This is a genomic window from Pseudomonas sp. D(2018), assembly GCF_005502555.1.
Lineage (GTDB): Bacteria > Pseudomonadota > Gammaproteobacteria > Pseudomonadales > Pseudomonadaceae > Metapseudomonas > Metapseudomonas resinovorans.
Genome location: NZ_SCOK01000033.1, coordinates 1 through 13763, shown reverse-complemented (window position 1 = coordinate 13763; position 13763 = coordinate 1). Strand labels below are relative to the sequence as shown.

General features: G+C 64.6%; 11 protein-coding genes and 1 pseudogene. 8 read left to right on the top strand and 4 right to left on the bottom strand.

Annotation, left to right across the window (positions count from 1 at the left end; all coding sequences use genetic code 11):
- Positions 1-12 precede the first annotated feature (12 nt).
- Positions 13-504, bottom strand: a complete 492-nt coding sequence (gene antB, locus FFS60_RS19455; RefSeq protein WP_137822888.1) for an anthranilate 1,2-dioxygenase small subunit — start codon at positions 502-504, stop codon at positions 13-15.
- A complete protein-coding gene (gene antA / locus FFS60_RS19450; RefSeq protein ID WP_028628803.1) occupies positions 501-1895 on the bottom strand; it encodes an anthranilate 1,2-dioxygenase large subunit in 1395 nt (464 codons plus the stop codon). Before antA ends, antB begins: the two co-directional genes overlap by 4 nt.
- A gap of 741 nt (positions 1896-2636) precedes the next feature.
- On the opposite strand from antA, the gene FFS60_RS19445 reads away from it, so the two are divergent.
- Positions 2637-3650: an AraC family transcriptional regulator gene (locus FFS60_RS19445; protein WP_137822887.1), complete on the top strand. Its 1014-nt coding sequence runs from the start codon at positions 2637-2639 to the stop codon at positions 3648-3650.
- 107 nt (positions 3651-3757) lie between these two features.
- Positions 3758-4495 carry a thioredoxin family protein gene (locus FFS60_RS19440; RefSeq protein ID WP_028628805.1) on the top strand — a complete coding sequence of 246 codons (738 nt, stop codon included), beginning with the start codon at positions 3758-3760 and terminating at the stop codon, positions 4493-4495.
- A 122-nt stretch (positions 4496-4617) separates the two neighbouring features.
- Here the strand turns inward: FFS60_RS19440 and FFS60_RS19435 are convergent, their stop codons facing one another.
- Complete coding sequence (locus tag FFS60_RS19435) at positions 4618-7692, bottom strand: efflux RND transporter permease subunit (protein ID WP_137822886.1); 3075 nt, start codon at positions 7690-7692, stop codon at positions 4618-4620.
- A gap of 1 nt (position 7693) precedes the next feature.
- The gene (locus FFS60_RS19430) at positions 7694-8791 is read right to left on the bottom strand and encodes an efflux RND transporter periplasmic adaptor subunit (RefSeq protein ID WP_137822885.1); all 1098 of its coding nucleotides are present in this window, start codon (positions 8789-8791) and stop codon (positions 7694-7696) included.
- A gap of 143 nt (positions 8792-8934) precedes the next feature.
- Here FFS60_RS19430 and FFS60_RS28740 point away from each other — a divergent pair, with 143 nt between their 5' ends.
- The 6 genes and pseudogenes from FFS60_RS28740 to arsJ all read left to right on the top strand — a co-directional run bounded on the left by FFS60_RS28740 (position 8935) and on the right by arsJ (position 13627).
- The gene (locus FFS60_RS28740) at positions 8935-9075 is read left to right on the top strand and encodes a hypothetical protein (RefSeq protein ID WP_171016545.1); all 141 of its coding nucleotides are present in this window, start codon (positions 8935-8937) and stop codon (positions 9073-9075) included.
- On the top strand, positions 9072-10271 hold the full coding sequence (locus FFS60_RS19425) for an MFS transporter (RefSeq protein ID WP_137822884.1): 1200 nt from the start codon (positions 9072-9074) through the stop codon (positions 10269-10271). Before FFS60_RS28740 ends, FFS60_RS19425 begins: the two co-directional genes overlap by 4 nt.
- A gap of 439 nt (positions 10272-10710) precedes the next feature.
- Positions 10711-10815, top strand: a pseudogene (locus FFS60_RS29090) (arsenate reductase ArsC); the annotation flags it as partial.
- Positions 10816-10822: 7 nt separating this feature from the next.
- Positions 10823-11179, top strand: coding sequence for a metalloregulator ArsR/SmtB family transcription factor (locus FFS60_RS19415; RefSeq protein ID WP_137822883.1), 357 nt, complete (start codon positions 10823-10825; stop codon positions 11177-11179).
- A gap of 123 nt (positions 11180-11302) precedes the next feature.
- Positions 11303-12307 (top strand): ArsJ-associated glyceraldehyde-3-phosphate dehydrogenase, encoded by a 1005-nt coding sequence (locus FFS60_RS19410; protein ID WP_028628822.1) that lies wholly within the window; start codon positions 11303-11305, stop codon positions 12305-12307.
- 90 nt (positions 12308-12397) lie between these two features.
- A complete protein-coding gene (gene arsJ / locus FFS60_RS19405) occupies positions 12398-13627 on the top strand; it encodes an organoarsenical effux MFS transporter ArsJ (protein WP_028628823.1) in 1230 nt (409 codons plus the stop codon).
- Positions 13628-13763 lie beyond the last annotated feature (136 nt).

Genomic DNA, 13763 nt, shown 5'->3' with positions numbered 1-13763 from the left:
ACTTCCGGTGGATCAGAGGTGGTAGAAATCGAGCACCGAGTTGATGGTGTCGTTGAGCAGGACCATGTGTTTGCGGGTGATCTTCCAGCTCTCGCCCGTGGGCTTGAGGTGGTAGGTCGCATGGCCGAAGAACTGCTCGCTCTGGCCCAGCCGGAAGTACAGGGTGTGCCAGTTGGCCTTCACTTCCAGCTGGCCGTCTTCGCGCTCGGCGATGCGCACGTTGCTGATCTGGTGCAGGGTGCGCGGCATCGGGATGGTCGAAGCGGCCTTGCCGGTGCGGATGCGGAACACGCGGTCTTCCAGGCCCGAGCGGTTGCTGTAATAGATCAGCGACATGCCGCGCTTGGGGTCCGTGGTGTACTGGTGCTCGGACTCCCACTGCGGCAGGTGGTACTCGCACTGCTCGTCGAACAGGTCCAGGTAGGCGTCCCAGTCCTGGGCGTCGCACAGGGCGGACTTGCGATAGAGGAACTGTTCGATCTGGTATTGCAGCTGCTGGTTCATGCCTGCACCTCCTGCAGTTTCAGGGCTTTCTGGTCCAGGCCCTGGAGCAGGAACCGCTGCCAGTTGCTGTGCTGGCTCACGTACAGGCCTTCATGGGTGAATTCGGTGCCGGTCATCACCGGGGCGATGCCCAGGGTCTGGCTGTTCGGCGTGGCGCCGGTGACCCACTTGCCATAGCCGCGGGAGATGTCGCTCCAGCGCTCCAGGCGTCCCTGGAAGCCGCGTTGCTGTTCGCGGAACTCCACCAGGTCATCGGGGGTGCCGAGGCCGGAGACGTTGAAGAAGTCCTCGAACTGGCGGATGCGGCTCTCGCGGTCGGCGTCGGACTCGCCCTTCACGCCGATGCACTGGCTGATGATCTCGGTCTTGTTCCAGGCCACCGGGCGCACGATGCGCAGCTGCGAGCTGATCTGGTCCATGAAGAACAGGCTGGGGTAAATGTTCAGGTTGCGCAGGCGGTGCATCATCCACTCCGCCTTGGCCTGGCCGTGCTCTTCCACCAGACGCGGCATCACGGTGGCGTAACCGGGACGCACGGTGGGGTTGGGCATGTCGCTGAACAGCACGCTGTGGCCGTTGTTGAAGGAGAACCAGCCGTCGTCGGTTTCGGCATCGCCGGCGCCAAGCTTGCTGTAGTCCAGCGTGCTGCTGGCGCCACCCTTTTCAGCGTTGACCTGCTGGCGGTGCTGCACGGTGGCCACGTAGTTGTAGTGCACGGTGCTGACGTGATAGCCGTCCAGGCCGTTCTCGTTCTGCAGCTTCCAGTTACCGTCGAAGGTGTAGGTGGACTTGCCGGGCAGCACTTCCAGTTCACCGGTGGGCGACTGGGCGACCATCATGTCGAAGAACACCTTCGCGTCGCCGAGGAAGTCTTCCAGGCTGTCGGTGCCCGCGACGTCGAGGCTGATGAAGACGAAGCCCTTGTAGCTTTCGATGCGCGCCTTCTTCAGGCCACGGGTGGCCTTGTCGAAGCCTTCCGGGTACTCACCGGGCGCCTTGACCTTCACCAGGCGGCCGTCGCTCTTGTAGCACCAGGCGTGGAAGGGGCAGGTGAAGGTGGACTGGTTGCCCTTGCCGACGCGGGTGAGGGTGGCGCCGCGATGCTGGCAGGCGTTGATCAGGGCGTTCAGCTCGCCATTGCCGTCACGGGTGATGATCATCGGCTGGCGGCCGGCACGCAGGGTCATGAAGTCGTGGACGTTGGGGATCTCGCTCTCGTGGCAGGCGTAGATCCAGTTCTTCTCGAAGATCAGCTCCATCTCCAGGTCGAACAGGTCCGGCTCGGTGAACATGTCCCGGGCAATGCGGTACACGCCTTCGGCCGGACGGAAGTCCAGGCAGCCGCTGACGTACTCTCTCCACTGCGCAACGTTTTTATTCGAAGTATTCATGGGTGGCACCTTCCACATCGGGCGAAACAGTGGAGGTCATTAGAAGGAGCCGGGACTTCCCCGGTCTATCCGCTTGGTTGGCAAAGACGCGCCGAAAATTTTGTGTCCGGCCGGCTGGCCGCAAGGCGCAAGGGGCGGGGTTTTCAGCGACTTTCGAGCGGCCGGAAAAAGCGGATAGCCTTTGTCCAGGAAGCGGATAGCGGCGAGGCCCTGAAGGGGAATTGAATCCACTCTGTCGGCAGGTTGGCGGGGCGCGGTAACGACCGCCGGGCCTGGATTGGCCCGAGGTAACGCAAAGTCGTGGAAAGGACGGATGGCTAGCCGATTCGTTCGCTGCGCGCTATCCGAAAAATTGGCAAAGACTATCCGCCGGTGCTGCGCGGGTAACCCTTTGCCTGCGCACCCTTCCCAAGTCGGGTAACACTGGGGCGCTTCACCTGTCTGGCGGTGCTTCATCGAGTGACGCCGGTGACGGTGGGCCACACGCGCATGGAAGCGTTGCTGCGCGTGCTTCAGGGCGAGGCAGCGAGGCTCTGGGATGAGGCGTCCAGACGAGTTTTCGGGCTCCTTGGAGTGACCCGTCCGGGGGCGCGAGGAACGGTTCTATCCGGAAAGTTGGCCAATGCTATCCTCGTTTTCTGCTCTTCGAAGGATCGTGCTGGCGTGGCATGGAGCTTGCCTGCTTTAACTCGACGCGCCGCTAGAGCGCGCATCTCCAATTGCCGTGTTGGGTGCCGCGTGATGAGTACGAAGAACCATCTTCATTTTCGAGACATATCCGCCGATCGCTACGATCTGGCCGGAGCCCGGTCCTGGATGTCGAATATTTGCGGCCCTCACCACTTGAAGGTGGCGAAGCCCGAACGCATCCAGTTCCACCACAGCGGCAATGTGCTGCCCTCGATGTCCACGACCCTGGGCTACGTGGAGTACGGCACCGACGTCACCATCGGCGTCGGTGAGGAGATGAACCTCAACTGCTACAGCGTCAGCCTGCCTCTCTGCGGTGAGCAGGAGCTGGCCAAATCCGGTCGCCTGCTGCATTCGGATCGCGATTGGGGCGTGATCGTCTCGCCCCACGAGCACCAGGAGCTGACCATCGGCGGCGACTGCCACAAGTTGCAAGTGGCCATTCCCCGTGCAGCCATGCAGCAGACGCTGGAAGACCTGCTGCAGCGCAGTGTGGACTTGCCCATATGCTTCCAGGCCGAGATGGACGCGGTGGATGGCGCGGCCGCGTCCTGGTGGCGCATGGCCCGGCACCTGATCGACGAGCTGGAGCGCAGTCGCGATCTCTACGGCCAGCTGTTCTTCACCCGCGACCTGGAAAGCGCGCTGATCAAGGGGCTGATCCTGGCCCAGCCGAACAACTATTCGGACGAGCTGCGCGAGCGTCTGGAGATCAAGCTGCCGCACTACCTGCTTCGCGCCCGCTCGTTCATCCAGGCCCATGCCCGCGAGGACATCTGCCTGGAAGATATCGAGCGAGCCGCCGGTGTTTCGCGCTTCAAGCTGTTCGAGGGCTTCAGGAAGTACTTCGACCTGTCGCCGATGGCCTACTTGAAGAAGCACCGGCTGACCGCCGTGCGCCAGGACATCCTCGAGGATCGCTCGCAGCGCAACATCTCCGAGATCGCCATGGCCTGGGGCTTCAATCACCTCGGGCGCTTCTCCAGCGAGTACCGCAAACTGTTCGGTGAAACACCGAGCGCCACTGTCCAGCGGCTGGAGGCCAGACGCGGCCACAGCTTCTGAGGCCAGACCGCTCGTCGCCAACGCTTTGCGCCATTGTCGAGCGCACCCTCTGCCGGACGACTACCAGGGCGAGTTCCCTATCAACGTCTGGTTCAGGAGTGCGCACCATGAAAATCGACAATCACCCCGTAGTTTCTCGAGCAGAATGGCTTCAGGCCCGTGAGGCGTTGCTGCGCCAGGAAAAGGCCTTCACCCGCGAGCGCGACAAGCTCAGTGCCGAGCGCCGTGCGCTGCCCTGGGTACGCATCGAGCAGGTCTACGCCTTCGAAGGGCCGGACGGCTGGGAAACCCTGGCCGACCTGTTCGACGGGCGTAGCACGCTGGTGGTCTACCACTTCATGTTCGCTCCCGGCTGGAAAGAGGGCTGCCCGGGTTGCTCCTTCCTGGCCGACCATATCGACGGCGCCAACCAGCACCTCAAACACCACGATGTGACGCTGCTCTGCGTGTCGCGGGCGCCCTTGCAGGAGTTCCAGGCTTTCCGCAAGCGCATGGGCTGGACGTTCAAGTGGGTGTCGTCCCAGGGCAGCAGCTTCAACCAGGACTTCGGCGTGGCCGCACGGCGCGAGGACATCGACGCCGGCACTGCGCGCTACAACTACGGCACCAGCAAGGACCCGGGCGAAGACATGCCCGGGCTCAGCGTGTTCTACCGCAACGAGGCGGGGCAGATCTTCCACACCTATTCCACCTACGCCCGGGGGCTGGATCTGTTGGTGGGGGCGTACAACTTCCTCGACCTGCTGCCCAAGGGACGGGACGAGCAGGAGATCATGGACTGGATGACCTACCACGACCGCTACGAGGACGAGCCCGCCAAGGTGCATAGCTGCTGCGCGGAGTAGCCTCTCGCAATTGTGAGGTGAATTCATTCGCCAAGCAGGCCGAAGGTCTGCCCTGGGGGAGTGTCAGGGGCAACTGCGTTGCCCTTGGCGAATGAATTCGCCCCTGCAGGAGGTTTACCGCCTCATGCCAGGGCCGCTGCGGTGGTTATCGGTTTTTCCTTCCGCAACACCAGTGCACACAGCGCCGGCAGGAACAGCAGGGTCAGCACGGTGCCCACCAGCACGCCGCCGATCAGCACGTAGGCCAGGGATGACCAGAACACCGAGAAGGTCAGCGGGATGAAGGCCAGGGCGGCGGCCAGGGCCGTGAGCAGTACCGGGCGGGCGCGGCGGACGGTGGCTTCGATGATGGCTTCGCGCAGGGGGCGGCCGTGGGCTCGCTCCTGTTCGATCTGGTCGGTGAAGATCAGGGTATTGCGCATCAGGATGCCGCCGATGCCGATCAGCGCCAGGATGGCGTTGAAGCCGAAGGGCTGGTTGAACAGCAGCAGCGCCGGGATCGCGCCGATCAGGCCCAGGGGCGCGGTGGCGAAGACCATGAACATCACGCCGAAGGAACGCACCTGGAACATGATCACCACCAGGGTCAGCAGGATCATCACCGGGAACAGCACGGCGAGCGCCTTGTTGGCCTTGGCGCTTTCTTCCACCGGGCCGGCGATAGTCACCTTGTAGCCCGCCGGCAGCTTGGCGATCAGCGGTTGCAGTTGGGCGTAGACGGCCTTCTCTACATCCGGCGGCTGGGTGCCGGCAATGATGTCGGCGCGCACTTCGAATGTGGGTTCGCGGTCGCGGCGCTTGAGGATGGGTTCTTCCATCACAGGCTGGAAGCGGCCCACCTGTTCCAGCGGCACCGAGACGCCGGCTGAGTTGGTGATGGTCAGGCCTTCGATGCCGCCGAGGTTCTGCCGTTGGGCATTCAGCGCCCGCACCATCACGGCCACGGTGCGTGTGCCCTCGCGCACTTCGGTCACCGGGTTGCCGGTGAGCAGGGCATTGAGCTGGCTCTTGACTTCGTTGGGGGTGAAGCCGAGCAGGCGCAGGCGGTCCTGGTCGAGTACCAGGCGATAGGCGCTGCTGCGCTCGCCCCAGTCGACGAAGGTGTCGCGGGTCATGCTGTTGGCAGCGACCACGGTGCGGACGTCTTCGCTGATCTGGCGCAGGGTGTCGAGGTCCGGGCCGGAAACGCGGAACACGACCGGGAAGGGGACCGGTGGACCGAACAGCAGCTGGGTGACGCGTACGCGTGCGGAAGGGAATTCACCCGCTTCGATGCGCTCACGCATGCGCGCCTTGAGGGCGTCGCGGGCCTCTGAGTTCGCCGTCTGCACGATGATCTTGGCGAAGGCCGGGTCCGGCAGTTCGGGGTTCAGGGACAGGAAGAAGCGCGGTGCGCCGCCACCCACGTAGGCGTCAACCAGCTTGGTTTGCGGCTCGTCCAGCAGGGCTTTTTCCAGCTGCGCGACCACGGCTTCGGTGGCCTTGAACGCGCTGCCGGGCGGCATGTAAACCTCGACCAGCAGTTCGGAGCGGTCGGAGTTGGGGAAGAACTGCTTCTTCACCACGCCCATGCCCAGGCCGCTGAGCACGAAGGCCAGCACCACCAGCGCGGTGACCGACTTGCGATGGTTGACGCACCAGGTGACCAGCGCGCGCAGGCGCTGGTAGAGGCGGGTGGCGTAGAGCGCTTCATGGCCGCCGGGCACCGGCTTGATGTTCGGCAGCAGTTTCACCCCCAGGTAGGGCGTGAAGAACACCGCTACCACCCAGGAGGCGATCAGGGCGAAGCCGACGATCCAGAAGATGTTGCCGGCGTATTCCCCGGCGCTGGACTTGGCGAAGCCCACCGGCAGGAAGCCGATCACGGTTACCAGGGTGCCGGTAAGCATGGGCGCGGCGGTGGAGGTCCAGGCGAAGGTGGCGGCCTGCACGCGGTCCAGGCCTTCCTCCAGTTTCACCACCATCATTTCGATGGCGATGATGGCGTCGTCCACCAGCAGGCCAAGGGACAGGATCAGCGCGCCGAGGGTGATGCGGTCGAACTCGCGGCCGGTCATCAGCATCACCACAAAGACGATGGACAGGGTCAGCGGCACCGCTGCCGCCACCACCAGACCGACGCGGAAACCCAGGGCCAGCAGGCTGATCAGCATGACCACGCCGAGGGCGACGAAGAACTTGAGCATGAACTCGTTGACCGCGATGCGGATCTTCTCGGCCTGGTCGGACACCTTGTCGAAGGTCACGCCAAGCGGCAGCCCGGCGTGGATGCGGTCTTCCTCGGCCTGCAGGGATTTGTCCAGCTCCAGGCCGTTGAAGTGCTTCTCCATGATCACGCCGAGCATCAGCGCCGGCTCGCCCTGGTGGCGGATACGGTAGCTGGGCGGATCTTCATAGCCGCGCTTTACCGTGGCGACGTCGGCGATGCGCAGCAGTTTGCCGTTGGCGTTGATGGGCACGTTCTCGATCAGCTTCAGGCTGTCGAAGGCACCGTCCATGCGGATGTAGGCGCGCGGGCCGGCGGTTTCGACGAAGCCGGCCGGGGCCACGCCGTTCTGCTTGGCCAGGGCTTCGAAAATCTGCTCGGGCTTGAGGCCCAGGGTCGCCAGGCGCTCATAGGAGAACTCGACGAAGATGCGCTGGGCCTGTTCGCCGAGGATGTTGATCTTCTTCACGCCGGGCAGGTTGAGCAGGCCCTGGCGCAGGTCCTCGGCCATTTGCACCAGCTGACGGTGGGGCAGTTGCTCGGCTTCGAGGGCATAGAGGGCGAAGTAGACGTCGGAGTATTCGTCGTTGAAGAAAGGCCCGATCACGCCTTGCGGCAGGCGATTGGCTTCGTCGGAAAGCTTCTTGCGGGTCTGGTAGAAGAGCTCCTGGATGTCGCCCGGCCGGGTGGAGTCGAGGTACTGGAGCTTCATCGAGACAAAGCCGGGCTGGGCGATGGTTTCCACGCGGTCGTAGAAGTCCAGTTCCTGCAGGCGCTTTTCCAGACGGTCTGCCACCTGCTCCTGCATTTCCCGCGCGGTGGCGCCGGGCCAGGCGGCGGTGATGGTCATGGTCTTGACCGTGAAGGACGGGTCTTCGGCGCGCCCCAGCTTGCTGAAGGCAATGGCGCCGGCGACCAGGGTAGCGATGATCAGGAAGAGGGTGACGGCGCGGTTCTGCACCGCGAAGGCCGAGAGGTTGAAGCGGCCCATGTCAGTGCTCCAGGGCCAGCGACGGCGCCGGCAGTTCGCGGACGCTGTCGCCGATGTTCAGCAGGTGGGCACCGAGGGCGACGATGCGCTCGCCGGGTTGCACGCCACCTTCCAGCACGGCCTCTTCCTGCTCCAGGCGCACCACGCGTACCGGTCGCAACTCCACTTTGTTGTCCGTACCTATCACCCAGACACCGGCGCCCTGGCCCTTGTCGTGCAGGGCGCCCAGCGGCACGCGCACCAGCTTTTGCTGGGCTGCGCCGTCCAGGCGCAGGGTGACGGTGGAGCCGATGGCCAGGGCGGCCGATTCCCCGCCCAGGGTGTAGCGAGCACGGAAGGTGCGCGTGGTGGCGTCCGCTGCGGCGGAGAGTTCGCGCAGGGTGGCGGGCACCGCCTCAGCCGCGGCGCCGTAGGGATAGGCACGGGCCGCGTGGCTGGCCAGGGCGCGCTGGGTTTCCGGGATGTCGATCACCGCTTCGCGAGCGCCGTCATGGGCCAGGCTGGCGACCACCTGACCTTCCGCGACCACCTGGCCGCGGTCCACGCGCACGTCAGTGATTACACCGTCGGCATCGGCCTTCAAGGTGGAGTAGGCGCGGCGGTTTTCCACCTGGGCGGCTTCGGAGGTGGCCGCGGCTTGCTCGGCCTGGGCCACCCGCAGGCGTGTGGCGGCCTGATCGAATATCTGGCGGGAAACCGCGCCGGTGCCGGCCAGCCGGCGGTAGCGGGATTCGTCATCGCGCGCCTGGCGCAGTTCGGCTTCGGCAGCGGTAACGCGGTTGCGTGCGGCGCGCAGGGCCAGTTCGAAGTCGGTGTTGTCCAGCACCAGCAGCACGTCGCCACGCTTGACGCGGGTTCCCGGGTCCACCTTGCGGGCGATCACTTTGCCGCCGACGCGGAAACCCAGGTCGCTGGCGGTACGCGCTGCCACCACGCCGGTGTAGAGGGCGTCCTGCTGGGCGGCGGCCTGCACCTCGGCCACCAGGACAGCGCGCGGCTGCGGCGCCGCGACGCGGGTATCGGCCTGACTGTTGCAGCCACTCAGGGCCAGCAGGGCAGCAGGAATCAGGGCGAGAAGGGCGGCGTGCGAACGGTTCATGGAGCGATCCTCTGGTTCGGCGGCACAGGGCGGTAATACCGTGGGTCGAAAATATGATAGGCATAATCTAATTTCGTGTATATATGTCACTCGTAATTTAAATCGTCAGCCCAAGGGCGAAGCGACCAACGGAGGTGCATGCGATGAACTATGAACAACACGCCGTAGAACGCGTCGCGGACTGCGGTGCGCCGTCCGCCGTCAGTAATGACGACTGGCAGGCACTGGAGTGGCAACTGATGGCCCTGGCGCTGGAAGCCGAAGAAGAAGGAGTCCGCGCATGAGCCCGTCACGCCTGCTGCTGGTGATCCTCATGGTGCTGACCGCCATGGGCGAGATATCCACCCAACTGATCATTCCCGCCCTGGGCAGCCTCGAGCAGGGCCTGGGCGCCGCCCGTGGTGCCAGCCTGGCCGCGTTGTCCGCCTTCGTCGCCGCCTTTGGCGTCGGGCAGTTGCTGCTAGGACCGCTGTCCGACCGCATCGGCCGTCGCCCGGTGCTGATCGGTGGGCTGAGTCTGTACCTGGTCGCCACGGCCTGGATGCTGCTGGCCGACAGCATGACCGGCTTCATCCTCGGGCGCGTGGCCCAGGGCCTCGGCGCCTGCGCCGCGCTGGTGTTGGCGCGGGCCATCGTGCGCGATGTGTGGAAGGCCCAGGCCGCGCCGGCCCTGGCGATGACCGTGATCGGCATGCTCAGCGCCATCGCCCTGGCCCCGATGCTGGGCGGCCTGCTCACCCAGTGGGGCGGCTGGCACGCGCCCATCCTGGCCTCGCTGACCATTGGCAGCCTGGCGCTGCTGGCGGTGCTGGCCTTCTACCGTGAATCCAATCCCAGCCTCGACCCCAAGGCCGGCCATCCGACGACCCTGGCGCGGGACTACTTCGACCTGCTCAAGCAGCGATCCAGCCGTGCCCTGGCGTTCACCCTGGCGGGCACCTACGGGGCGATGTTCGCGGTCGTGGCCGGTTCCTCGGCTGTCTATATCGGCCTGCTGGGGCTGAGCGCGGCCGAGTACGGCCTGGCCTTCGGCGCCACCATTTCCGGGTTGATCGCCGGGGCGCTGTTCACCCAGCGCAAGATCATGCAACTCGGCCCGCAGCGTATCGTCGGCATCGGCGTGAGCCTGGTCGCAACTGGGGCCCTTGCCACCTTGCTGGTGCATGCCACGCTCGGGTTGTCGGTGCTCGGCCTCTCGCTGCCGCAGGTGCTGGTGACCCTGGGCGGCGGCATGCTGATCCCGGCGTCGGTAGCCGGCGTGGTCATGCCCAACGCCCACCGCGCGGGTCTCGCCGCCGGCCTGATGGGGTTCGCGCAGATGCTCGGCGCCACCTGCAGCGGCCTGCTGCTCGGTGCCCTGCAGGATGGCACCGCCTGGCCGATGATCGGCCTGCAATCGCTGTTCGCCCTGGCCGCCATCAGTGGATTCACCCTGATGACTCGCAAGCCGCGCAGCGCAGCGGTATCAGCGGCGGGGTAGGGCGGTCAACGCGGGAAGGGGCGGATGGATTCGCCCTTGCGGTGATCTGCTGGAGGCCAAGGGGGCGGCTCGCCGGACACCTGGGCCGGTCGAATTTCAGTGCTGATAGGCGAGCAGTAGCGTCTAACTGCCGAACAGGCCGGTCAGCAACAGCGCGCTCAAGGTGAGCTTCCTCATTGCTCGGTTCCTCTGTGGGATCGAGGTGCGACAGAACCTGGTTCCCCTGTCATGTCAGGTTCATGGCGATGTACGAATATACGGTTTACCGGATGTTTTGGGTGGTGTAGGGAAGCACAAGTGCCCGGGTCAGTGCTGGTTCATTATCCTGCTGGCGAGAAGCTCTCTGCACAGATCGAGTGTTCCGGTTTGGTGGCTTTACCTAATATTCGAAAAATCATATATTTGCCAAACCATATCTACTCGAGAGAATGGCCATGACTTCCAAGACCCGGTGACCAGCAGCAGGCCCGACGCCTTCCGCCACACCGTTCACGAGATATATGAACGCATCAGGATGTTCGCTCTGGTGAAAACCAAACGTTGAGACCGCTATGGCCGACCATCTGACCCCCACTACTGTATTCAAATGCCTGGCTGACGAAACCCGCGTTCGCCTGATGCTACTCATCACCCGCGAGGACGAGTTGTGCGTCTGCGAACTCACCTGCGCGCTGGATGAGAGCCAGCCGAAGATCTCCCGCCACCTGGCGCAGCTACGCACCTGCGGGCTATTGGCGGATCGCCGCCAGGGCCAGTGGGTCTACTACCGCCTGCATCCCAACCTGCCCGATTGGGTACACCGTGTGCTGATCACAGTGCTGGACGCCAACCGGCACTGGCTGAGCCCCGACTCGAAGCGCCTGGAAGGCATGGGCGACCGTCCGGAACGCGTCGCTGCCTGCTGCTGAGTTTGCGTGCCCGGCGTTATCAGCCCGGCGATCAAGACCCACAGGTGTCTGGCCGTACCAGGGCAGCCCTGAGGGGATCGAACAACGTTCCATTTGATCCACGCATTTTTCGAGAATACGAGCATGAGCATCAAAGTCGGTATCAACGGTTTCGGTCGTATCGGTCGCCTGGCGCTGCGCGCTGCCTGGGACTGGCCGGAGTTCGAGTTTGTCCGCATCAATGACGTCGCGGGTGACGCCGCCACCCACGCCCATCTGCTGAACTTCGATTCGGTTCACGGCCGCTGGCAGCACGAAGCCAGTGCCGAAGGCGACTGCGTGGTGATCGGCGGCAAGCGCATCCAGGTCACTGCCAACAAAGCCATCGCCGACACCGACTGGTCCGATTGCGATCTGGTAATCGAGGCCAGCGGCAAGATGAAAACCGTCGCCGTGCTCCAGGCCTATCTGGACCAGGGCGTGAAGCGGGTGGTGGTCAGTGCGCCGGTCAAGGAGAAGGGCGCGCTCAACGTAGTGATGGGGGTCAACCAGCACCTGTTCGACCCGGCGCAGCACCGCATCGTCACCGCCGCGTCCTGCACCACCAACTGCTTGGCGCCGGTGGTCAAGGTGATCCACGAAAACCTCGGCATCCGCCACGGTTCCATCACCACCATCCACGACCTGACCAATACCCAGAGCATTCTCGACCAGCCGCACAAGGACCTGCGCCGCGCCCGTGCCTCGGGCATGAGCCTGATCCCCACCACCACCGGTTCGGCCACCGCCATCGCGGAAATCTTCCCCGAGCTGCGCGGCCGCTTGAACGGTCACGCCGTGCGGGTGCCGCTGGCCAACGCATCCTTGACCGACTGCGTGTTCGAAGTGGAGCGCGCAACCACGGTGGAGGAGGTCAACCAGCTCCTCAGGACGGCGTCGGAGAATGAACTGAAGGACATCCTCGGCTATGAAGAGCGCCCGCTGGTGTCCATCGATTACCGCACCGACCCGCGCTCGTCGATCATCGACGCACTGTCGACCATGGTGGTCAACGGCACCCAGGTGAAGCTCTATGCCTGGTACGACAACGAGTGGGGCTACGCCAACCGCACTGTCGAGCTGGCCCGGCTGGTCGGCCTGGCCGGTTGATAGCACCGGTAGCCCGGATGAAATCCGGGAATGCCCCGAAGCACATTTCCCCGGATGGGTATCCGGGCTACCCACCAGGAGTGGAACCCGATGAAGGCGTTGTCCGGCCTCTCCCCTGAAGTGCGCCAGTACCTGCTAGTGACCGGCAACTACTGGGCCTTCACCCTCACCGACGGCGCCTTGCGCATGTTGGTGGTGCTGCACTTCCACACCCTGGGCTACACGCCACTTCAGATCGCTGCGCTGTTCCTGTTCTACGAGATCTTCGGTGTCATCACCAACCTGGTGGGCGGCTACCTCGGCGCGCGCGTGGGGCTGAACCGCACCATGAACATCGGCCTCGGGATGCAGGTCATCGCGCTGCTGATGCTCACGGTGCCCGCCGCCTGGCTCACCATCCCCTGGGTGATGGGCGCCCAGGCGCTGTCGGGCATCGCCAAGGACCTCAATAAAATGAGCGCCAAGAGCTCGATCAAGCTCCTGGTGCCAGACAGCCAGCAGGGCACGCTCTACAAGTGGGTGGCGATCCTCACCGGTTCCAAGAACGCGCTGAAGGGCGTGGGCTTCTTCCTGGGTGGGGCGCTGCTTGCCCTGCTGGGCTTCACGGGCGCGGTCCTGGCCATGGCGGTCGTGCTGAGCCTGATCTGGCTCGGCAGCCTGGTGCTGCTGAAGAAGGATCTGGGCAAGGCCAAGGCCAAGCCGAAGTTCCGCGACATGCTATCCAAGAGTCGGGCCATCAACATCCTCTCGGCGGCCCGGCTGTTCCTCTTCGGCGCCCGCGACGTCTGGTTCGTGGTCGCGCTGCCGGTGTACCTGAGCACCGTTTTCGGCTGGGACTTCTGGCTGGTCGGCGGCTTCCTCGCCGCGTGGGTCATCGGCTACGGCATCGTGCAGTCCTTCGCGCCGGCCATCACCGGCAAACGGCGTGGGCATGTACCGGACGGCCGCGCGGCCTTCCTCTGGGCAAGTTTGCTGGCGGCGTTACCCGCGGCCATTGCGGTGGGCCTTTCAAGCGGCTGGTCGGCCCAGGTGGTGCTGCTGGGTGGGCTGATGGTGTTCGGTGCGCTGTTCGCCGTGAACTCCTCCCTGCACAGCTACCTGATCGTCAGCTATGCCAAGGAAGACGGCGTATCCCTGGACGTGGGTTTCTACTACATGTCCAACGCGCTGGGGAGGTTGATCGGAACGCTGCTGTCCGGCTGGATCTACCAGGCCTATGGGCTGGAGGCGTGCTTGTGGGTCTCCACGGCTTTCGTGGTGTTGGCCGCCTCCATCTCCATCGGCTTGCCCAGGCACTCGCAGAACCTGCAGTCGGCGTGACGGGGTTATCGCTGGAGCGATTCTGCGCAAGGCTGGGTTTGAGAGGCGGAAGGCGGGAAAGGCGACCAACCCCCTGGCATCAGCGGCCAAGTGATCAAAGGGTTTTCGCCATCTCGGCGGTGCCCGCCCAGCCCAA

Excerpts from the sequence above, each read along its gene's own strand:
- antB (WP_137822888.1), bottom strand. The coding sequence starts at position 504 with ATGAACCAGCAGCTGCAATACCAGATCGAACAGTTCCTCTATCGCAAG.
- antA (WP_028628803.1), bottom strand. The coding sequence starts at position 1,895 with ATGAATACTTCGAATAAAAACGTTGCGCAGTGGAGAGAGTACGTCAGC.
- FFS60_RS19445 (WP_137822887.1), top strand. The coding sequence starts at position 2,637 with ATGAGTACGAAGAACCATCTTCATTTTCGAGACATATCCGCCGATCGC.
- FFS60_RS19440 (WP_028628805.1), top strand. The coding sequence starts at position 3,758 with ATGAAAATCGACAATCACCCCGTAGTTTCTCGAGCAGAATGGCTTCAG.
- FFS60_RS19435 (WP_137822886.1), bottom strand. The coding sequence starts at position 7,692 with ATGGGCCGCTTCAACCTCTCGGCCTTCGCGGTGCAGAACCGCGCCGTC.
- FFS60_RS19430 (WP_137822885.1), bottom strand. The coding sequence starts at position 8,791 with ATGAACCGTTCGCACGCCGCCCTTCTCGCCCTGATTCCTGCTGCCCTG.
- FFS60_RS28740 (WP_171016545.1), top strand. The coding sequence starts at position 8,935 with ATGAACTATGAACAACACGCCGTAGAACGCGTCGCGGACTGCGGTGCG.
- FFS60_RS19425 (WP_137822884.1), top strand. The coding sequence starts at position 9,072 with ATGAGCCCGTCACGCCTGCTGCTGGTGATCCTCATGGTGCTGACCGCC.
- FFS60_RS19415 (WP_137822883.1), top strand. The coding sequence starts at position 10,823 with ATGGCCGACCATCTGACCCCCACTACTGTATTCAAATGCCTGGCTGAC.
- FFS60_RS19410 (WP_028628822.1), top strand. The coding sequence starts at position 11,303 with ATGAGCATCAAAGTCGGTATCAACGGTTTCGGTCGTATCGGTCGCCTG.
- arsJ (WP_028628823.1), top strand. The coding sequence starts at position 12,398 with ATGAAGGCGTTGTCCGGCCTCTCCCCTGAAGTGCGCCAGTACCTGCTA.